Origin of the sequence: Acinetobacter lwoffii, assembly GCF_024129735.1 — a bacterium.
Classification (GTDB): domain Bacteria; phylum Pseudomonadota; class Gammaproteobacteria; order Pseudomonadales; family Moraxellaceae; genus Acinetobacter; species Acinetobacter lwoffii_H.
In genome coordinates this window covers 26,656-48,906 of the sequence record NZ_JAMXXK010000009.1, presented here as the reverse complement: position 1 = coordinate 48,906, position 22,251 = coordinate 26,656, and the positions used below count along the sequence as shown (strand labels likewise).

The window sequence follows — 22,251 nt, the reverse complement described above, 5'->3', positions numbered from 1 at the left end:
ATAGATATGATCAAGAAAGCAATTCTTCCTGTGGCGGGTCTAGGTACGCGTTTCTTACCTGCCAGCAAATCCATTCCTAAAGAGATGGTGACTGTCGTGGATCGCCCTGCGATTGAATATGTGGTGCGTGAAGCAGTTGCTGCCGGGATTGAGCAGATTATTCTGGTGACCCATTCTTCCAAGGCATCGATTGAAAATTATTTTGACCGTAACTTTGAGCTTGAAACCACGCTTGAGCAAAAAAACAAAACCGACTTGCTTAAAGAAATTACTGAAATTCTGCCTGCGGGCGTGAGTGTGATTAGTGTCCGTCAGCCACAGCCTCTGGGCCTGGGCCATGCAGTATTGTGTGCCAAAGCAGTGATTGGCGATGATGATTTTGCGGTATTGTTGCCGGATGTACTGGTCAAGGATCAAGATCCGGAAAATGATCTAGCACGCATGATTCAGCGTTATGTTCAGTCTCAGGCTTCACAAATCATGGTGGAAGCGGTACCTGAACATCTGGTCGACCAGTATGGCATTGTGGATGTTGCCGCCTCGCCTGAGGAAGGGGAAAGTATCGTCATGCAAGGGATCGTCGAAAAACCGGCCGTCGGAACTGCACCTTCAAATCTGTCTGTGGTCGGACGTTATATTCTGCCGGCAAAAATCATGCAGCTTTTGGAACAGACCCCACGCGGGGCAGGTAATGAAATCCAGCTCACAGATGCCATCGCCATGCTGCAGCAAACCGAAGCCGTAGAAGCCTATCGCATGAAAGGTCAGACCTTCGACTGTGGCAGCAAGTTAGGTTATTTAAAGGCTGTTTTACATTATGGTATTGATCATCCTAAACTCGGTAGCGAGTTTAAAGCATTGATTCAGGAACTTGCTTTATAAGAAAGGAATATTATGAAAGTCGCAGTATTGGGAAAAACCTTATTTTCCGGAGTCATGTCGGCTCTTTTATCTGAGTGTGGTCACCAGGTGGTCTGGTGTAATAGCTTCAATGCAGATGAGTCGGCCCGGCCCTATTTCCAGGATGAATCTCTACAACAATTACTGCAAAAACAGGAAAAATCTGGCTTTTTAAACTGTTGCGATTTTCAGCATCTGGATTTTAATCAGGATGTTTTTTTCTTTAGTTTTAATGCGACTGAAGAACAGCAGGCATTTCAGATGCTGGACACCATCCGGCATGCCTGTTTTGCCCATCCCAAACTGATGATTAATGCTTCGACCTTTGGCTTGCATGGCACCCAGCGCTTTCAGCAGTTGCTGCCGAATGATGACTGGATTTATCTGCCAGATATTATTCAGGAAGGCAATGCACTGCGTAGCTTTACTCAGGCCACCCAGCTGATTGTGGGTTGTGATCATGCAGATATTCAGCCTAAAATCAAAGAACTCTTACGTCCTCTTTTTCCACGCGCGCAGCAGTATCTATTTATGCCGGTTCTGGATGCCGAATTTACCAAGCTGAGTATTTCCGGCATGCTGGCCACCCGGATCAGTTATATGAATGATCTGGCCAGTGTGGCAGAAAAGCTTGGCATTGATATTGAACAGGTACGGCAAGGCATGGCTGCGGATAACCGGATTGGTTCTGCCTATCTGTTCCCCGGCGTTGGTTTTGGTGGAGAGAATTTCTCCCATGATATCCGCACTTTGACACATGCAGTGGCAGATTCAGGGGTAAAAAACCAGCTGTTGGAGCAGGTCTGGGACATCAACGAACAGCAAAAAGAACTGCTGTTCCGTAAACTCTGGAATTATTTCCGCGGAGACTTAAAAGGTAAGGTCATTGCGATCTGGGGGGCTGCTTTTAAAGAAAACACGCCGAGTATCCAGCAGTCTCCGGTACATGCCATGCTGACCGCTTTGTGGGCGCAAGGCGTGACGGTCAAGCTGCATGATCCTCAGGCAATCGCAAATATTGAAAAGGTCTATGGGCCACGGGAAGACCTGATCCTGTGTAAAGACCAGTATCAGGCTGTGGAAGGGGCGCACGCCTTATGTCTGATTACGGCCTGGAAACAATATGGCAGTCCGGATTATCCGTATCTGATCAAGCTGATGCAGCATCCCCTGATTCTGGATGGGCGTAATCTGTATGATCCGACGTATGTCAAGACACGTGGTTTTAATTATATTGGGGTAGGACGTTAATGTTGAGCCATTTTAATCCAAATCTCGACACTGAAACTGTGTGTCAGAAACTCGCCTCGAACAAAGAACAGCTTCAATCTGAGCATTTGCGGGAGCTGTTTGCAGCTGACCCAGAGCGCTTTAACCAGTATTCCATCCAGTTTGAACAACTGCTGTTTGACTATAGTAAACACAGAATCAATAAAAATGTGCTGCAGGGCCTGATCGAATGGGCCGATGCACAGAACCTCAGATCCTGGATTGGTTCCCTATTTTCCAATCAGGAAATCAACTATACCGAGCAGCGCGCTGCCATGCACTGGGCACTGCGTCTGCCGGAACATGACCAACAGCATGCTGATCTGGCAGCTGATGTGCATGCCCAGCTGGAGCGTATGTATGCGCTGGTGGAACAAATTCATGCCGGACAGCGTCGCGGTGCCACCGGGGAAGTCATTCAGGATGTGGTCAATATCGGGGTAGGGGGATCAGACCTTGGCCCCTTGATGGTCACGCATGCTTTATCTGATTTTAAATACCAGTCTGCCCAGCCACTCAACGTACATTTTGTTTCGACCATGGATGGCAGTCAGCTGTCCGAGCTGTTGCATCAGCTGCGTCCGGAAACGACACTGTTTATTATTTCTTCTAAATCCTTCGGCACCATTGATACTCTGACCAATGCACAAACAGTCCGTTTATGGCTGGAAAAGGCTTTAGGTCAGCATCCTTATATTCTTAAGCATCATTTTATTGGGGTATCGACCAAACCGGAAAAAATGACCGCGTGGGGTATTGCACCGGAAAACCAGTTATTGCTTTGGGACTGGGTTGGCGGGCGTTATTCACTCTGGTCCTGTATCGGACTGCCAATTGCCCTGAGTATCGGGATTGAAGGCTTCAAGCAGCTGCTGGCGGGTGCCTATGCAGTGGATCAGCATTTCCAGTACCAGCCTTTTGAACGCAATATTCCGGTATTGATGGGATTGTTGGGAGCCTGGAATACCAATTTTCTGGATATTCAAACCCATGCAATTCTGCCTTATGACGGCCGGCTAAAATATTTTGCCTCCTATCTGCAACAGCTGGAAATGGAATCAAATGGTAAGTCAATCCAGCGCAATGGCGAAAAAGTCCAGTTCGATACCTGCCCGATCATCTGGGGAGAAGTAGGACCGAATGCCCAGCATGCCTTCTATCAGTTATTGCATCAGGGTACGCAGTCAGTTAGCTGTGATTTTATTGCGCCGGTAGAGCGTTATAACAGCCAGCAATATACTTATGCAGACAGTGCCGAAGCATTGGTAGAACAACATCATTTGGCCTTATCCAACTGTCTGGCGCAATCGCGCTTACTGGCTTTTGGTAATGAAGCCCTAGATCAGGCTGAATTGGCGAGCTTGCCGGCCTATAAACAGTATGAAGGCAATCAGCCGAGCAGTACCCTGTTATTGCAGGAGCTCAATCCATACAGCTTGGGCATGCTAATTGCTTTATATGAACATAAGGTATTTGTCCAGTCTGTGCTGTGGAATATCAATCCGTTTGATCAGTGGGGCGTAGAAAAAGGCAAGGAAATTGCCAACCAGTTATTGCCTATCCTGAATGGTGAACAGACCGATCTGGATGGTCTAGATGGCTCAACCCAAGGTTTAATTAAAGTTCTATTAGGAAAGTAAAATGGCGAAAATTCTGGTCACAGGCGGGGCAGGCTATATTGGTTCACATACCTGTGTGGAATTGCTGAATGCCGGACATGAGGTCGTTGTACTGGATAATCTGTGTAATAGCTCAGCTGAATCCTTAAACCGTGTAGAAAAGCTAACCCAGAAAAGTCTGACCTTTGTGGAAGGTGATATTCGGAATAGCCAGTTACTCGATCAGGTCTTTCAGCAAAATTCGATTGATGCAGTGATTCATTTTGCCGGACTGAAAGCCGTTGGCGAGAGTCAGCAGATTCCTTTGGACTATTTTGACAACAATATTGCCGGTTCCATCAGTCTGGTGCAGGCGATGCAGCGCGCACAGGTGTTCAAACTGGTCTTTAGCTCTTCGGCTACGGTCTATGGTGAAGATAATCCTTCACCTTTAAATGAAGAGATGCCTACCGGAATGCCAACTAATAACTATGGTTATACCAAACTGATAGTTGAGCAACTGCTCGAAAAGTTATGCATAGCTGATGAACGCTGGTCCATTGCATTATTACGGTATTTTAATCCGGTCGGTGCACATAAAAGTGGTCAAATTGGGGAAGATCCACAAGGTATCCCAAATAATTTAATGCCTTATGTAACTCAGGTGGCTGTAGGTCGTCGTGAAAAGCTATCTATTTTTGGTAATGATTATAACACGGTAGATGGCACTGGTGTGCGTGATTATATTCATGTGGTGGACTTAGCCAATGCGCACCTGTGTGCCCTGAATAATCGCCTTACGACACAAGGTTGCCGTGTCTGGAATATCGGTACCGGCAATGGGATTTCAGTGCTGCAAGTCAAGAATACCTTCGAGCAGGTGAATGGTGTTGCTGTTCCATTTGAGTTTGTACCACGACGTGAAGGCGATGTCGCAACTTGTTTTGCAGACAATACACGCGCTGTACAGGAACTTGGCTGGGTAGCTAAATATGGCTTGGAGGATATGCTCGCCGACAGCTGGAACTGGCAGAAGCAGAATCCCAAAGGATATGGATAATAAATATGAATTTTATTTATGGGATTGTTTGTCATCAACTTACCCATTCACTGGTTTTTCTGGTGAATGAGCTGCTGAAAAGTCCTCATAGTATTATTCTTATTCATGTCGATCAAAAAGCCGACCTTGCCCCATTTCATACTCAATTCAGACAGCTTGATCAGGTATATTTTTAGCAGACCGGACAGATGTACGATGGGGCAGCTATAGCCAAATTGAAGTCATGTTAAAACTCCTGCAGGAAGCACAAAAATATGATTACGGCTATTTTTTCTTCCTGTCTGGAGATGACATTCCTTTATGTTCCAATACCGCAAGAGAATTATTTCTAGAAAAAGAATATCAAAAACAGACAGAGTTTGTGGGTCATGATGATTTAGCAGATGATGTGGAACAACGGGTGAATGTCCTGTATTTACCGATTATGTATCAGAAAGCTAAATCATCATTATTTCAGTTCCTGAACAGATGGGCATTATGGTATTGACGGCACTTCCGTAAACAGGATATTTCTCATTTACCTAAACTATATAAAGGTTCAAACTGGATTACTCTCACCGATCAGGCGGTGACATTTATTCTAGATTATCTGGAAGCGAATCCGGATTATGCAAAAACCTTTAAATCTTCACTCTGTGGAGATGAAATCTTTTTCCATACCATTATTTATAATTCCCATTTTCAGCAACGCATCTATCATGTCCAGCATAGGATAGAGGATTGTGAAACAGGGCTAAGATATATTGACTGGGATTCCGGGCCGGATTATCCAAGGACTTTAGATGTGTCTGATTTTGATAAAATGAAGCAGTCAGGCATGCTGTTTGCGCGAAAAATGAATACAAATATCACAGTGGATATACTCAAAAAACATTTTCCATAAAAGCTTTAGGCCGGAAAAGTACCCTAAAAACTGGAATCTTTTGTCTGGTTTAAAGGGTACTGTTTTCAGGTTTTTTTTGAGGACTTAAGCTTCGCCTTGGATCAGCTGGGTCAGCTCATCAACATAGTCCTGCATTGTTCGTGGATTATGATCACGACGGCTTTCAATATTTAGACGCAATAGCGGTTCAGTATTCGATGCACGCACATTAAAACGCCATGCACCAAAATTAAGGCTGACCCCATCGGTCTGATCGATTTCTGGTTTTTGATCGGCATAATGATCGAAAAGTTTTTGGATGGTTGCTTGGGTATCGGCCACTTTAAAATTAATTTCACCTGAACATGGGAACTTGGCGATCATTTCTTCCACAAGAGAAGATAAGGATTTTCCTGTTTCAGACAGTACCGCCATAGCCAGTAACCATGGAATCATGCCGCTGTCACAGTAAGCAAAATCACGGAAATAGTGATGGGCACTCATTTCCCCGCCATAAGCCGCATTATGTTCACGCATGACATCTTTAATGAAGGCATGCCCTGATTTTGATTGGACGGTAATTCCCTGATACTGCTCCACCACATCCAGCGTATTCCAGACCAGACGCGGGTCATGGACAATTTTTTCACCAGATTGCTTCAGCAGGAATGCCTGCGCAAGAAGGCCAACAATATAATAACCTTCAATGAACTGGCCTTTTTCATCGAACAGGAAGCAACGGTCAAAGTCGCCATCCCAGGCAATGCCCATATCCGCACCATGCTGAATGACCGCATCACGGGTGCTATCACGGTTTTCAACCAGAATTGGATTCGGGATGCCATTCGGGAAGTTACCATCGGCCTCATTGTGAATTTTGACAAATTCAACCGGGATCTGTAGTTGTTGAAACTTCTGTTCAAGCGCATCCACCACATGACCTGCGGCACCATTACCGGCATTCATCACCAGTTTCATCGGGCGGATTTTTGCCGGATCGATATAGGTCATCAGGTGGTCGATAAATTCTGGCAGGATATTATATTTTTCCGTATGACCTTTTTTGCTAACTTCAATGAATTGCCCTGATTCGGCCAAGGCCTGAATTTCTTTCAGACCAGTATCGGCACTGATTGGACGTGCATTTTCACGCACCAGTTTCATGCCATTATAATCCATCGGGTTATGGCTGGCAGTAACTTCAATACCACCCTGGACATCCAGGTGAAAAGCCGCGAAATAAACTTCTTCAGTCCCGGTCATGCCAAGATCCAGCACATTGACCCCGGCATCATTCAAGCCGCGAATGGTGGCCTGTTTTAGGTCTTCACTGCTGAGTCGTATATCACAGCCAATGACAACCGTTTTAGGTTGATAAATCTGTCCATAAGCACGGCCAATTTTATAGGCGATATCTTCATTGAGTTCGGTACCGAGTTTGCCGCGAATATCATAGGCTTTGAAGCAAGTCAGTTTTGTCATTTAGAGGCTCTCCTGTAAGCTAGTAATAAAGCTTCATCCTAAGTTTTATTAAGTGCTTGATTTTAATAACTTATGATCATAACTTATTAAAAATAAAGTATCATCGTACATAATCATATATTCTTAATTTTATAGGATGTCTAGTAATAAAGTATCATCTTAAAGGTGGGTGAGTTAAATTCAAAGATCCAAATATTTATGCCATAGAGCATAGAGAAAACTATTAAGCAGATTTTAAGGCTTCTGTAAACCGCTTTAACCAATCTGCAAACTCTTTATCAGACTCACTTATCTCAAATTTGTTTTTTGGATGGTTAATGCCTTTGGGAATGCCAATATCTTTTAAGGATTTTGCCGTGGGCCAACGCAAAGAACGTCTAATAATCTGTTGTTTAAAAATTGGAAAATTTTGATCCCAGGCTTCAAAATCTTCGACTTTAACAATTAATGTTGAAAGTGGTTTGTAATTGTCGCTAGTATCAATTTCTAGAATGGAAAATTTTTTACCTTGAAATTCTAGCTGTACTTCCGCAATACTTCGAAAGTTGCCATCATCGGTCTTATGTAGCTTGGATCGATTGACAGCGGGAAGCTTAGAAATGGTAAATCTAAATTTTGATAGAATATTATTCTGTGATCTGAATTCCTCAATCATAGCTTGAAATGATTCAAATCTTTTCATAAATAGTTTAAGGTCATCACTCTCATCTTGACAATTTTCAAATTCCCCCCGGCCAATTTCTCCAAAAATAGTGGATTCCCCTGTACCGACGTCAGGTTCAGGTAAGGTAGTTATATCATCGTTATTAAAGCTGCCCTTTTTACCAGAACGTTTAATTACTGCTTTTTTCGTTTCAAAAGGAGATGAGAGTGCTAGTGTGATTTTAGGTGAATCAATAATTGCTATTTTTTTATCACTATTTGCTTCTTTTTTATCATCAATTATAGGATCTTCATCTTGGAGATGCTTACTACCTCTGGAAGAGCCCTGAGAGCTTTCCTGAGTATTTTTTACCGTAAATTTAGGACTGCAGAAAATGACAGTATGATTAATTTCACTGGGTAAGTTTGATATTGCTAGAATTTCATTTACATAATATTTGTTTTTCTTCGGACTAAAATATACTTTTAATGTGATTTCAGCACCTTTTAATGAGGGTGGGACAAAATTAAAGTTCCAGTATTCTCGGACTTTGGTCTGAAACTTCTCACTTAAAAATTTTTTGGAGATGCTTTCGAAAGATGTTCGTGCTTCTGTATCGAGTAATATCCATGCGAGCAAGCGGCGCATTCCGACATTATCATATTGGGATGGTGGGAAGTTACAGAATGTAGGAATATTGACCACAGTTTGATTCTCTCCCTTTATGATATCAAATTCACCAGAAAGACGTGTTTGATCCAGTGCACTACGAGATAGATAGGCATTATGCAAGAATAATACTCTAGCGAGTTCTATCTGGGGTAAAATAATTTCAATATCTTTATATTTTTCATTAATATCGCTAACAATATTGCTGAAATTATATTGTCCTGACTCATTAATTAAAATATTCCATTTTTGAAAGTTATCAATTTGAATGGTGATAGTAGATTCATTAAAAGGAGTAAAGGTTTCAGTCTGATTGAAACGTCGGTTGCGCGCTAATAATGGCATATTAGAAAAACGAGCATATTTCAGTATATATCTCTGATTTTCTATTGAATATTTATAATTTTCTAATCCAATATTTATATAGCATTCAGGATTTTTTCTTTCTTTAAAAATAGAACCTAAAAAAGTAATTCTAGCATTTTCAGGAAAATTTTTAATTTTTGTCATCTATTCTTTACCATTTGAATCTTTAGTTGATTGAAAAATACTGCATATATTAAAGCTTATTTTATTGAAATTTCAAAGTTTAATTTCAGTAAGGTAACGATTTAATCAAATTAATTTTGAATAATTTGAGAGAATTCAAGAGTGATATATTCTAGAAATCTTTTCGTTTCAGATGTCATTCGTTCTTCACTTAATCCAGCTTTTCGTAGAATGCGCCACTGAGGAATTGATTGTTTATTGATTTTAATATCGATAAACACTTTTGTTAGGCGTCTGATTTGATAACAGCTAATATTTTCACTATACCGTTCTAGAAAAAGTTGAATCAGAGGTAATTTATGTAAATTTTTCTCTAATGTATTTGAAGTAGACGTCTGTTTAAACCACCATTTCATAGAGCGTCTCGGGCTATCTAAATCCCAGATTAAAGTATTATTAAGTTGGATAAGTTGCTTTACATAAAAAAGATCGCGTTTTTGCCAATCAATTTTAGCCTCTTGAGGAATAAATTTCTGATGGAAATTTTGGTTTGTCTGCAATAGCCAGTCTTTATCGTTTCGATATAACCATGCATAAAGAGCTGCCTGCAGGTGACGAGCCGGTTTAACCCCATGTTCTTGTACTAAACCTACCCATTTTTCACGATTCTCAGCTCTAGTTATTTCAAAATTAGTATCCTGGAATTTTATTTGATTATTCTGTTGAGTAGTTGCTTTCTGGAAGGACTTAACTTGAGTGAAGATATCTGTAAAAGACCAGTCAGTATTTAAAAAAGCTTCGATTGTAATAATATGCTCCAGATAACTAAAGCTTTTGCGATGCTTTCTAAAAATATGACGTAGCCAACTGGTTTCAGAAGCTAAGTCATCTAAATGATATTGCTGAAGAAATTTTTCTGGCCACCTTAATGATATTTTTTCTAAAATTTGATCGAAAGCAATTTGGTTTTCCCCACGGATACAGTTATTCCGTCTGGCTAGTTCATTATAAAACATCGTCCACTGTTCATAACTCGGTGATACAAAAGGCGGTGTAGATAACAATTCTATTATTTTAGAACTAATGAAAAGTTCATCACTTGTTGCTGGTACCTGATTCCACTCAGTACAAAAAACATCTGAAGGTGCTATAAAGTCATGTCGATGTAATGATCTTAAATCTAGTCTTGATTCTACAAGATTACCGTGTTGCGGACAGCAAGCTCCCTGAATTTGCCATAAACTCAACCAGTAAAATTCTCCTTTTTGAAGCGCTTGCTCTTTCAGACATTGTGGACAGTAACGTAGTCTATGAATAATAGGGACTCGTGAAGCATTAATTCCCAAAGAAAGATGTACCGAACCTTGTGAAATATTACCCATCCATTTGATACATTGTTTTCTTCTTGCTTCAGGCACAAAAGGTGCATATATAGGAAATAATGTATGTTTGTATATTATATTTTGTAGAGTCAATTGTTGTTCAGAATACTGATTAACGATCGCATTAAGATGGCAGGGTAAATCAACCGTCGCAATAACCTGTCTATTTTCAAATACAGCATCAAGTAATTGCTTGGGACTTTCAAATGCCAAGCGGATTCCAGCACGAGCCACCGTACTATAAATTAGCTCATGTTCATAAGGCATAGGGAAATTTAGCATAACTAACTCACTTGTTTGATCCAATCAGGTATATCAAAGATCAAATCTGTTTCAGTTTTTAGATGATCATAAAAGCTTTGACCACTCTTTTTTTGTGAAAATTGAAAACGTAAGTCAACTGAATCCAATGTATGCCATTGATCATATTTAAGTAGTTTAGGTTTGGATATTTTAGGTTTGGAGAGTGGAGGGCTCTTTGTTGAATCTTCATTCTGTTTTAACCAGTCCAAAATAATTGATAGTAGTTCGGTCAAATGCTTGTCAGGATGTTTAATAAATACTTTTTTAACCATCGGTATCAAAATCTTGGAGTCATAACCAAGCTCAAGTAACAGAGCATGTAAACGCATAGATTCATCATGTCCTTGATATTCATCAAGCTCATCTTCTTGCTCAATTGCACTTTCTTCGATTTTGGAAAAAAGTTTTAACAATTGTCTGTCAATTTCAGGTGTGATCAAATCAGGATATTGTGCAATTCGTCGAGCATCACCTGAACGTAAGGCATCTATAATATGATGAATTGGTTTAAAGTCTTCTTGATATGTATTTTGGAGCAATTTTACAGTGATTCGTTCTAAACCAGATTCAATTGCTCGTATTTGTGCAAGGACAAAAAGCTTAACTGTTACGTCTAAAATACCTTGGGTTAGATCAAACCAGCATTGTCGTAACTCCTCTGAGAGTGCGAGATCAGCTTTTCTTAACCACTGATATTTCCAAAGAGCATCTGTAAATGTCATCCACTCAGATTTTCGAACTTTCCCATCTGGGGTTTTTATTGCAGGCTCATTTTTTATAGGTTCCCAGTGAATTGAACCAAAACCTACAGCTCGACGTGATGAGCGCAGATCACGTTCAAATATGTTACTTGCTTTAGGTGTTCCTACCATAATGATTGGCAAGCTATAAACATTCACTAAAGTCACAAAGAAATTCAACATTTCATCAGAATTTTTAGATCTGTTTGCCATGAGGTGTTGAATTTCATCAATCACCAAAAGACCGATTGCATGAAGATGGGCAATGTGTCCCATAAGTTGCAAGAGCTTTTGTTCATTATGTCTTTTTTGAGTGTATTGTTGTTCATAACTAGTTCCTAAAGCACGGTCAACAGCACTAAAGAAACTTAAATATAGAGATTTAAGTGAGCCGTTATATGGGCAGTCTATTTTTAGATAGACCAGTTGAGTGAAATTATGTTCAGGATGATAAATTTTTTGTGGATAATTTCTAAGAATGCGATTTAATGTGGTTGTTTTGCCACTACCAGAGAAGCCAATAAACACTAGACTCTGTGCTGTTGATATTAAATTTGTATGGCGGGAAGCATTAAAATCATTGCTTTTAATATGTTCAAAACTATTTTGTAAATGCCGACTTAAATCACCTGTAGTAATATTACGTCCTACATACCCCTTTCTTAACATAATAGAAATTTTTTGTTCTAATGTTAAATGCCGTTTAATAGGGTGAAAAAAATTATTTAATAACTGGGATATAATATGAGCACGAGTATTGTTGGGGAGTTGTCGATCAGATAATTTAAATTCGATAGTACCTCTAATGGCTTGGATAGTATCTTTTGCCTCAAAAATTTCGGGTAAGGCTTCGATAAAAGGATTTCCCTGATAGTCGGAAACAGGACTTGCTGTATACACTGCATGGTCGTTTTTATTAGTCATAATTGTATCCTGCTTATTTGAATTTAGTGAATATCAATTTTCATCGCCAGAATCTCCAAGGTCATCTAGTAACTCTTGATAAATGCCAAAACGTAGTTTGTAATCTTCATCATTTTCTAAATCTATAAATTGTCTAGACTTAGGCATAGGAATAATATTACTTTGATTTTCTGAAGACTGTTCAGAGTGGTCTAGAACCGTAAAGACAGATTTTGACGATTTTTGGCTGTTGTTTCTCTGTTTCAATCGTTCACTATCTTTTTCAGCTTGTTTATTTTTACGAAGATCAGTTAAACGTTCTTTTTTACTAAGTGTTGAAGAAGGTTTTTTTGCATCTGCCCGAGCAATAATTGATTCAATATGTTCTTCAAGGTTTGCTTGAGACCTATTGGTTTTTAGATTTTGAGCGGCTTTTGTTTTCTTTTGTTCGTGTTGAACCTGCCAAACTTCCCAAAAACTACAGCCCATGAATTCTCTAGATCTTGGAGAAATTGTAGCTTCCCAATAATCTAAACTATGCTCCTGATAAAACACATAAATTATTTCTGCATTACTTGGATCATAAGCCACTTGAAATGATTCTGGACGAGAAATAGATTTTTTACGATGCATCCAGCCTTGTTTATATATTTCAGGGCAATTATAAAATACTCCAAACATTTTTAGGCCAAGGTCAGACAAGGTCGCTTTAATTTTAGGTAATAAAGCAACACGTAATGCTTTTTCAGAAACTTGTTTTAACTGACCCACACGATGTTGTATTCCCCAATTCCATAAATGAATAGGAACTAAAGGCAAATCGCTAGGCATATCTATATCACGATCATAAGTTGTCAATTGATGTGATGTATTATGTGCAAGTATTGAACCAATAATGATCTGCTTAAATTCAGTTATAGTAAGTGTTGCATCTAACCGGTAGTCAGAGCCCCCACGTTTTTTTTCTTTAACCTGTTGTACTACACCAGAAGCAAAAGGCTTAAATTTTGTCTGAATAGTTCTGAAATAACGTTCAACAATTGGTTTTAAATCTCCACGATAAGGTGCAGTATTTTCGATACGAATAGAAAAGTTATATTCTAAAGCTTCAATCTGATGCCCTAATAATTCTCCTCGATCTGCTAAAATAGCATCGGGTAATCCAATACATGGCCAGTCATCATATGTAATTTCATAACCATATTGTTTGCATAACTCAACTTTATCTGTCATGGCGACTTGTAGAGCTTGCATTGCAGTTACATAGGAGGCATTTTCAAATCCAATATAGAAACCAACCACCATTCTACTAAATACGTCAGCAACTAAATAAATAGTGGGTCTTCCGACAATACAGGCACGATCTGAATCTGATACAAGATAAATATCAGCAATTGTTGCATCAATTTCATAGCGAGAACCTGGCCCTAGGACTTGGGTGTTGACAGTTGAATGGAGCTCTCGGATGTCTTTTGCATAGATAATTGGATTGGTTCGAGCAGTAAGTTGAGTTACTTTTGGAAACTCACGCTCATAAAAATATTTAAATTGCCAGATGGTCGGAATTTCGCTATCAGCAGTATCTGGAAATAATGAATGATACATCGTAGAAAATTTACGATAGGCATAACTCAAAGAATATTTATCCTTCGTTAACATATATTTATTAATATTAATTCTGAAAAGTCGCTCGACATTCTGATCAACTAATGCACCAACACCTTCACTATATTTTCTTGGCCTACCTAGTTTTTTATTTTTTGCAATACGTTTAACACCTTTAGCACCAGAATTGTTATAACTGGGAATAAGTGCATTTGGTGTTTGACCTCGTTGCCAGTATCGACGTGCTAATCTATAAATGGTTTGATGAGTTGTTTTATGCTGCTCAGTAATTATTTTAACAAGGCTAAAACGAATAGATGGATCATAGAAATGCTCATTAGATATGAGTAAATCTATAATGTTCATTCCCATATCACGTTTTTTTTGCTGTACAGAGTCTTCTGTCACATTAATCAAGGAGATATCGGCAAAAGGATCATCGGTTATTTCTGCTTCGCCTACTTCTATGGCTGTAATCAGTTCTTCTTTTTTAATTATAGAGGGATTGGCATTGGGATGATTTAAATCAATCCAGATAATATGAGAAGGAATAATTTTAAGAATTCGGTAATCTTTACCTTGAAACTTATATACACTATTGATTCGAAACATGGCGAATCTCCTTCCATATTTCAAAATTACCTAACTTGATCTCAGAGGCTTTAATCTTTTTATAGTCTTTAGTTATATCGAAAATAAAATAGCGTTGAGCAAGCAGTTCTCGGAGCTCAGCTAAAGACGTACCAATCGTTAAATTATACACTTGATCTATTTTTTTACTTAAAGTAATTAAGTCGAGCTCAGGATACTGTGTAAATATATGAATATAATCGTTTAAACGATTGTAAAATTCAGTACTAGATTCTCTCATGGCTGGATAAAGCCATTTGATGTTATTCAAAATAACGGAAGGAATTTCTTTTTCTGTAAGGATATACCAAGGTGTATCTGTACTTTTCCAATATCTACGCTCAAGCTCTAGTTTTTCAATGATTCTCTCATCCTTTAAGCTATTTGTGTATTTAGTTCGGATGACAAAATTTGGTTGGTTAGTACTTTGACTATTTACATAAAAACTTGAACTTATAGTTTGTAGAGTATCTTTAATTTTGGGGTGAGATATTTGGGCTCCTTCTGAAATTTCGAGCGTAGTGTTGAGAGGCAAGGGGAACTGCTCTCTGATATCAGTAATTAACGGATTCCAGTCTAAAAGTAGAAAAATTGCAAGTTCTAAATCGGATAATAAATGATGGGTGCGTTTCGTTGTATGGCCAAAAACTCGGTGAGAACGACCTTTTGAGCTAACATCTCGTACAGTAATCCATGGCTTATAATCTTTTAGATAGCCTTGACCACGTCCTTCTTTGATCCAGCGTTTCTGCTGATGTTCTGTAACCATAACAAATCGCCCGCTATTCTTTATTTATTCAGAATAGCAGGCGATCAATCTTTAATCAATATGAGATGATACTTTATTACTAAAGATGAAACTATATTACCTAGGGTGATACTTTATTACCTAAATACACCCCAGCCTTGATTCAATTTTAATTATTCTACGGTGACCGATTTTGCCAGGTTACGTGGCTGATCTACATCCGTACCACGTAATACAGCCACATGATAAGACAATAACTGCACCGGGATGCTATACACAATCGGTGCCAGCACTGCATTGACTGCCGGAATATGTACCACATGCTGGCGTTCTTTGGCTTTAATGCCGCTGTTTTCATCAGCAAACACAAATAGCTCGCCACCACGCGCCTGAACTTCTTCCATATTGGATTTGAGCTTATCCAGCATGTCATCCTGTGGTGCCAGAATCACTACTGGCATGTCATTGTCAACCAGTGCCAATGGCCCGTGTTTTAGTTCGCCTGCAGCATAACCTTCCGCATGAATATAGGAGATTTCTTTCAGCTTGAGTGCACCTTCCAGAGCGATCGGGAAATGCGTACCACGGCCCAGGAATAGGCAATGCTGCTTTTCAACAAACAGTTCTGAAAGACGTAAAATTTCATCATCATGACGTAATGTATCCAGAATCACTTTAGGCGTATGCCAAAGTTCTGTGGTGATCTCCGTCATTTGTGCTGTAGAAATCGTATTTTTCACAGAACCGATTTTGAGTACCAACAGCATCAATGCAGCAAGCTGGGTAGTAAAGGCTTTGGTTGAAGCCACACCAATTTCAGGGCCAGCCAGGGTTAACAGGCTATGCTGAGTTTCGCGTACCATTGATGAGGTCGCCACGTTACAGATGGTCATCGTGGTGATGTCGAGGCCTTTGGCAGCCGCACGTTTCTGTGTATCACGTAATGCAGCCAAAGTGTCGGCAGTTTCACCGGATTGGGAAATACACACATACAGCGTGTTATTCACAATCACCGGAGTGCGATAACGGAACTCGCTGGCAATCTCGACCTGGCAAGGCAGGTCAATCAGCTGTTCAAACCAGTATTTGGCAATCATGCCGGCATGATAGCTGGTACCGCAGGCAATAATCTGGATTTGCTGGATTTTTGCAAAGTCTTGTTCTGCACTGGCAAGAAAATCTTCACGCAGGTCATTGCCATTTAAAGCTTGGGAAATGGTCTGTTTGATCGCTTCAGGCTGCTCATAAATTTCTTTGAGCATGTAGTGCTTGTATTCACCTTTAGAAGCATTGCTGACGGCAGCATCCAGTTCCTTGACCGGACGATCGACAAGTTGACCATCGACAAAGACTTCAATCGTGGTACGGGTCAAACGGGCAATATCGCCTTCTTCAAGATAAATAAAACGGTTGGTAATCGGGAGCAGAGCCAACTGGTCAGAACTGATAAAGTTTTCACCAATACCGACACCAATGACGAGCGGAGAACCTTCACGTACGGTAATCAGTTCATCAGGGTGGTCAGTATGTACGATACCGAGTGCATAGGCACCTTTCAGTTGCGGAACCACTTGGCGTACAGCTTCTAACAGGCTCGAGGTAGATTTCAGCGCATCATTGATCAGATGGGCCACCACTTCAGTATCAGTCTGTGAGGTAAACACATAGCCCAAAGCTTCAAGATCATCTTTGAGTTCTTGGTAGTTTTCGATAATTCCGTTATGGACTACTGCCACATTTTCAGAAATATGCGGATGGGCATTTTCTTCAGTCGGTTTGCCATGGGTCGCCCAGCGTGTATGCGCAATGCCAAGTGAACCACTAATCTGTGATTCATTCACAGCCTGTTCAAGGTTCGCAACCTTACCGACACGGCGTTCACGTAGGACTTGGCTGTTGTTAATGAGTGCCAAACCTGCTGAATCATAACCACGGTATTCCAGGCGTTTTAAACCTTCAATCAAAATATTGGTAATGCTACGTTCTGCAATGCCACCAACGATACCACACATATTTATTCCCCTTATTTCTTGATTTTTTGCGGACGTGGATAGTTTTCTTTGGCAAATTGCTTAGAGCGCTCTACTGCCAAACTGTTGTCTTCCACATCACGGGTAATCGTTGAGCCTGCACCGACTGTGGCGCCATTGCCAATTTTTACAGGTGCCACCAATGAACTGTTCGAGCCAATAAAGGCCTGATCACCAATAATCGTTTTAAACTTGTTCGCACCATCATAATTACAGGTAATGGTTCCTGCACCGATATTAGAACCGGCACCGATTTCAGCATCACCCAGGTAGGTAAAGTGGTTGGCTTTAGAGCCTAAACCAATCGTGGTATTTTTAACTTCAACAAAGTTACCGATATGCACTTCATTGGCCAGTTGTGCACCCGGACGGAGTCGTGCAAAAGGTCCAATTTGAGTATCTTCACCAACGATGGCGCTATCTAAAATGCTATATGGCTGAACCTTGGTGCCAGCTGCAATCTTGGTATTCTTGATAATACAGCCAGCGCCGATTTCAACGTTGTCGCCCAGCTCGCAATCACCTTCGATAATCACGTTGATATCAATGCGGACATCCTGACCGACAGTCAAATTGCCACGCAAGTCAAAGCGGCTTGGATCAATCAGATGTACGCCTTGCTGCATCAGCTGTTTTGCTTGATAAACCTGGAACTGACGTTCTAAAGCAGCCAGCTGCACCCGGTCATTTACCCCTTCAACTTCAAAAGCCTGCTCAGGTTCTACCGATGCAACTTGCATACCATCTGCCAAAGCCATCGCGACGATATCCGTCAGGTAATATTCACCTTGAGCATTGTCATTACTTAAACTTGGCAGCCATTGATGCAGTTTGGCATTGCTGACCGCATAAATACCGGTATTAATTTCTTTAATCTGACGTTGCTCTTCGGAAGCATCCTTGTGCTCAATAATGGCCTGGATCTGACCCTGTTCACGCACAATACGACCATAACCATTGGCATCTGGCAGGGTAAGCGTCACCAGACCAATACCGGTTGCTGCAGTGGCATCGAGTAATTTTTGTAAGGTTACAGGATTAATGCACGGCACATCGCCGGAAAGAATCAGCGAGACGCCGTCTTGTGGCAGGACAGGCAAGGTCATTTGTACGGCATGACCGGTACCCAGCTGTTCAGCCTGTTCGACCCATTTAATATCCTCTTGTGCAAATGCTGTCTGAACCCGATCACCGCCGTGACCATAAATCGTAATAATATTATCTGCGTTTAATTTTTTTGCCGTTTCAATGACATGACCCAGTAAAGGACGTCCTGCAAGGGGTTGTAATACTTTCGGTAAGCTAGAGCGCATGCGCGTTCCTTTACCTGCAGCAAGAATAATAACAGTCGTTGACATGTTCTAATCCTAAATATGGCTTATGCCACGATGAAGTAAAAATAAAGCAAAATACAAAGAGCAGCCCAAAGGCCGGCAATAATGTCATCCAGCATGATGCCGAAGCCACCGTCGACCTGTCGGTCAATCACACGGATCGGCCAAGGTTTCCAGATATCAAATAATCTGAATAGCGCAAAACCGATGAGCAACCATAACCAGTTCATCTGGCCTAAATAGATCAGGGGCAAAAATGTGATGGATTGTCCGGCAAATTCATCCCAGACGATGCGGCCATCATCATGTACACCCATGACTCTAGCAGTATGCCCGCAGATATATATGCCAACCAGGGACATGATGGCAATGGCAAAAACACTGTTTAGAAAACCAAGATGCAGCCAAATAGGAATAAATAAAAGTGCAAAGGCCGAACCAAAGGTACCGGGTGCTTTAGGTGCCAGACCAGAACCAAAACCAACCCCACTAAAGACAATCAGTCGGTCGATCCATGACATGGCTTTAAAATTAATCGCAGGTTTATGCAAAATGTTGATACCCATTAAATTGAAGTGAATGATCTACGCCATCTTTTTCAAAAGTTAAGCCGTGTTGCTGCTGAATTGTGCCGATCATACTAATCGAAACATCAAGTTGTTTTTGCAATAATTTTTCGTAATTTTGCGGGCTTATTGTAAAGCATAATTCGTAATCATCGCCACCAGCGAGGGCATATTGCCATTTTTGCTCATCGTTTAAAGCATGCAGGGCAGGACTGATCGGTAAGTTTTCGAGTTGCAGCTTTGCACCTACTTGAGAGGCTTTGAGAATATGTCCAAGATCTTGTGCCAAGCCATCCGAGACGTCAATCATACTATGTACCAAACCTTTTAAGGCAGCACCGAGCTGACAGCGTGGCGTTGGATAGTCCAGACGTTTTTGCAGTGGATGACCAAGATGCTGTAGTGCAAAAGCTGCATCACCGACAGTTCCACTGACACAGATCAGATCACCCGGTTTTGCACCTGAGCGTGGAATGGCTTGACCAATATCCACCCAGCCCAATGCTGTAACAGACAGGGTTAAATGAGGACTTTGAGTGGTATCACCACCGATTAAACTTACGCCAAATTGATCGCAGCAATCGTACAGACCCTGACTAAAAGCTTTTAGCCAGTCATGATCAATTTGGGGTAGGCTCAATGCGAGTAAAATACTGTACGGGGTTGCGCCCATCGCGGCAATATCAGATAAATTGACAGCCACAGCTTTCCAGCCAATCGCATGCGGATCGGTATTCATTGGAAAATGGCGTCCAGCAACCAGGGTGTCGGCACAGATGACCAGTTGTTGCTGAGGAGGGGGGGTGAGCAAGGCTGAATCGTCACCGACGCCCAGATCGACAGAATTGGCATTCTTGCGATTGAAATAGGTGTCGATAATCGAAAATTCAGCCATACAACAAATCTACGCTATTAGTTAGATTGCTGTTTTTCTGCTGCACGCAAAGTTGTCGCTAAACGATCCAATACACCATTGATGTATTTATGGCTATCGGCACCGCCAAAATGTTTAGCCAACTCGATCGCTTCATCTAGAACGACGCGATATGGAATCTCAAGATGTTCTTTAAGTTCATATGCACCAAGACGAAGGGTCGCAAGTTCAACACCGTCAAGTGCAGAAAGTTCGCGATCGAGTACCGGGATTAAGAGCGCATCCAATGCTTCATGATTGGCAACCACTTGAGTCAACAATTCATGATAATAGCTCAGATCCACTTTGTGCATGGCATTTTCCACACGCGTACGTGCTTCAATCTCATGCACCGGATTGTGGCTCATTTGCCATTCATAAATTCCTTGTACAGCAAAGCGACGTGCTTTACGTTTTGCTGCATAAGTTGCTTGAAGTGTTTGCGACATAGCGTTAAATAGCCTTTAACAAGTTAACCATTTCAATCGCAGTCAGGGCAGCTTCGCTACCTTTATTGCCTGCTTTTGTTCCAGAGCGTTCAATCGCTTGTTCAATACTGTCCGTAGTGAGTACACCGTTAATGACAGGTAAGCCAGTGTCCAGGCCAACCACGCCTAAACCTTTGGCACATTCGCCTGCAACGAAATCGAAGTGAGGCGTGCTACCACGAATCACGGCGCCAAGCGCGATGATGGCATCGAAACGATCTGAAGCTGCCAGTTTTTTCGCAACTACAGGAAGTTCCCAGGCACCAGGTGCATGAACAACAGTGATATTATCCTCTGATACACCATGACGTTTCAATGTATCAATGGCACCTTCTAACAGATGTTCAACCACAAAGCTGTTAAAACGACCAACTAAAATCGCATAACGGTCTTCGTTCGCGAGATGTAACATACCTTCAATACGGCGAACTGCCATAACAACCTCGATAATTTCTTAAGATGTTTGTTGTGCGGTGATGTATTCCACCACTTCTAAGTTAAAGCCTGACAGGGCATTGAAACGCAATGGAGAGCTGAGCAGCTTCATTTTTTCAACGCCTAGATCACGCAAAATTTGTGCACCCACACCAATGGTCTGATACTGCTGAGACAGTGCAGAATTTGATTTTACATTTTTTGGTGCTTTAAGGGTATCTAATGCTGGACCCAAATCCTGTAAATGGCGTTGACCAATCCAGACCAGTACACCACGATCACTGTTGGAAATTTCTTTCAGGGCGCGATCCAGGTTCCAGGCCGGCTCGCCATCCTGTTTTTTCAGTTTGAGCAAGTCGCGGGTCGGGTTAAAACCATGTACACGCACCGTGGTCACGCCCTCTTTAGGCTCACCTTTGACCAAGGCCAGATGGATATCCGGATTGCCCAGTTCACGATAGCGGTACAGGTCAAAGCTGCCGTATTCAGTCTCAATACTTTGCTGATCGATACGCTCAACCGTCTGTTCATTGGTCATGCGGTAATGAATCAGATCGGCGATCGTCCCGATTTTCAGGCCATGCTTTTCAGCAAACACTTCCAGATCCGGACGGCGCGCCATCGTGCCATCTTCATTGATGATTTCACAAATCACAGAAGCCGGTTCCAGTCCTGCTAAACGGGAAAGATCACAACCTGCCTCAGTATGTCCAGCACGGTGCAATACACCGCCTGGCTGCGCCATCAGCGGGAAGATATGTCCTGGCTGTACAATATCGGCCGGTTTGGCATGAGCAGCCACAGCAGTTTGAATTGTATGGGCACGTTCAGCCGGAGAAATACCGGTAGAAATACCTTCAGCCGCTTCAATCGACAAGGTGAAATTGGTCCCATGCTGGGCACCGTTTGCATCGACCATCAAAGGCAGATTCAACTGCTGGCAACGCTCTTTGCTTAAAGTCAGGCAGACCAGACCACGTGCATGGGTGATCATGAAGTTGATGTCTTCAGGACGTACGTGCGTGGCAGCAATCACTAAGTCGCCTTCATTTTCACGATCTTCATCATCCATCAGGATGACCATTTTTCCTGCACGGATATCTGCTACAAGCTCTTCAACAGTATTGAGCGGCATCAACCTTCACCTTCTTTTTTGATCTTGATCAGACCGAATCATGACATTATTGGGTACATAGTCTAAC

17 protein-coding genes and 1 pseudogene are annotated in these 22,251 nt (G+C 41.5%); 5 read left to right on the top strand and 13 right to left on the bottom strand.

Annotated elements, in window-relative coordinates:
* Nucleotides 1-6: 6 nt before the first annotated feature.
* The 5 genes and pseudogenes from galU to NI469_RS04200 all read left to right on the top strand — a co-directional run bounded on the left by galU (nt 7) and on the right by NI469_RS04200 (nt 5,710).
* Complete coding sequence (galU, locus tag NI469_RS04220; RefSeq protein ID WP_222112385.1) at nt 7-882, top strand: UTP--glucose-1-phosphate uridylyltransferase GalU; 876 nt, start codon at nt 7-9, stop codon at nt 880-882.
* 12 nt (nt 883-894) lie between these two features.
* Complete coding sequence (locus NI469_RS04215; protein ID WP_064101686.1) at nt 895-2,151, top strand: nucleotide sugar dehydrogenase; 1,257 nt, start codon at nt 895-897, stop codon at nt 2,149-2,151.
* Nucleotides 2,151-3,809 carry a glucose-6-phosphate isomerase gene (gene pgi / locus NI469_RS04210; RefSeq protein WP_222112384.1) on the top strand — a complete coding sequence of 553 codons (1,659 nt, stop codon included), beginning with the start codon at nt 2,151-2,153 and terminating at the stop codon, nt 3,807-3,809. Before NI469_RS04215 ends, pgi begins: the two co-directional genes overlap by 1 nt.
* A 1-nt stretch (nt 3,810) precedes the next feature.
* Nucleotides 3,811-4,827, top strand: a complete 1,017-nt coding sequence (gene galE, locus NI469_RS04205; RefSeq protein WP_222112383.1) for a UDP-glucose 4-epimerase GalE — start codon at nt 3,811-3,813, stop codon at nt 4,825-4,827.
* Between the two features lie 223 nt (nt 4,828-5,050).
* A pseudogene (locus NI469_RS04200) lies at nt 5,051-5,710 on the top strand (beta-1,6-N-acetylglucosaminyltransferase).
* A gap of 84 nt (nt 5,711-5,794) precedes the next feature.
* Here the strand turns inward: NI469_RS04200 and NI469_RS04195 are convergent.
* From NI469_RS04195 to ribBA, 13 genes are all read right to left on the bottom strand, one after another.
* Nucleotides 5,795-7,171: a phosphohexomutase domain-containing protein gene (locus NI469_RS04195; protein ID WP_253174470.1), complete on the bottom strand. Its 1,377-nt coding sequence runs from the start codon at nt 7,169-7,171 to the stop codon at nt 5,795-5,797.
* 223 nt (nt 7,172-7,394) lie between these two features.
* The gene (locus NI469_RS04190; protein WP_004647626.1) at nt 7,395-8,993 is read right to left on the bottom strand and encodes a Tn7-like element transposition protein TnsE; all 1,599 of its coding nucleotides are present in this window, start codon (nt 8,991-8,993) and stop codon (nt 7,395-7,397) included.
* 110 nt (nt 8,994-9,103) lie between these two features.
* Nucleotides 9,104-10,636, bottom strand: coding sequence for a TnsD family Tn7-like transposition protein (locus NI469_RS04185; protein WP_004647625.1), 1,533 nt, complete (start codon nt 10,634-10,636; stop codon nt 9,104-9,106).
* Between the two features lie 2 nt (nt 10,637-10,638).
* Nucleotides 10,639-12,321: an AAA family ATPase gene (locus tag NI469_RS04180; RefSeq protein WP_004647624.1), complete on the bottom strand. Its 1,683-nt coding sequence runs from the start codon at nt 12,319-12,321 to the stop codon at nt 10,639-10,641.
* A 33-nt stretch (nt 12,322-12,354) separates the two neighbouring features.
* A complete protein-coding gene (locus NI469_RS04175; protein ID WP_004647623.1) occupies nt 12,355-14,517 on the bottom strand; it encodes a DDE-type integrase/transposase/recombinase in 2,163 nt (720 codons plus the stop codon).
* On the bottom strand, nt 14,501-15,304 hold the full coding sequence (locus NI469_RS04170) for a heteromeric transposase endonuclease subunit TnsA (RefSeq protein WP_004647622.1): 804 nt from the start codon (nt 15,302-15,304) through the stop codon (nt 14,501-14,503). The genes NI469_RS04175 and NI469_RS04170 overlap by 17 nt, the downstream gene beginning before the upstream one ends.
* A 152-nt stretch (nt 15,305-15,456) precedes the next feature.
* The gene (gene glmS, locus NI469_RS04165; protein ID WP_253174469.1) at nt 15,457-17,295 is read right to left on the bottom strand and encodes a glutamine--fructose-6-phosphate transaminase (isomerizing); all 1,839 of its coding nucleotides are present in this window, start codon (nt 17,293-17,295) and stop codon (nt 15,457-15,459) included.
* Between the two features lie 11 nt (nt 17,296-17,306).
* Nucleotides 17,307-18,671, bottom strand: coding sequence for a bifunctional UDP-N-acetylglucosamine diphosphorylase/glucosamine-1-phosphate N-acetyltransferase GlmU (glmU, locus tag NI469_RS04160; RefSeq protein WP_253174468.1), 1,365 nt, complete (start codon nt 18,669-18,671; stop codon nt 17,307-17,309).
* 20 nt (nt 18,672-18,691) lie between these two features.
* Nucleotides 18,692-19,213 carry a phosphatidylglycerophosphatase A family protein gene (locus tag NI469_RS04155; protein ID WP_085064581.1) on the bottom strand — a complete coding sequence of 174 codons (522 nt, stop codon included), beginning with the start codon at nt 19,211-19,213 and terminating at the stop codon, nt 18,692-18,694.
* Entirely contained in the window at nt 19,191-20,108 is a 918-nt protein-coding gene (gene thiL, locus NI469_RS04150; RefSeq protein ID WP_253146592.1) for a thiamine-phosphate kinase, read from the bottom strand. Before thiL ends, NI469_RS04155 begins: the two co-directional genes overlap by 23 nt.
* A gap of 17 nt (nt 20,109-20,125) precedes the next feature.
* Nucleotides 20,126-20,575 carry a transcription antitermination factor NusB gene (gene nusB / locus NI469_RS04145; RefSeq protein ID WP_004280924.1) on the bottom strand — a complete coding sequence of 150 codons (450 nt, stop codon included), beginning with the start codon at nt 20,573-20,575 and terminating at the stop codon, nt 20,126-20,128.
* Between the two features lie 4 nt (nt 20,576-20,579).
* Nucleotides 20,580-21,050, bottom strand: coding sequence for a 6,7-dimethyl-8-ribityllumazine synthase (ribH, locus tag NI469_RS04140; RefSeq protein ID WP_004280926.1), 471 nt, complete (start codon nt 21,048-21,050; stop codon nt 20,580-20,582).
* An 18-nt stretch (nt 21,051-21,068) separates the two neighbouring features.
* Nucleotides 21,069-22,184 carry a bifunctional 3,4-dihydroxy-2-butanone-4-phosphate synthase/GTP cyclohydrolase II gene (gene ribBA / locus NI469_RS04135; RefSeq protein ID WP_004280927.1) on the bottom strand — a complete coding sequence of 372 codons (1,116 nt, stop codon included), beginning with the start codon at nt 22,182-22,184 and terminating at the stop codon, nt 21,069-21,071.
* Nucleotides 22,185-22,251: the final 67 nt, after the last annotated feature.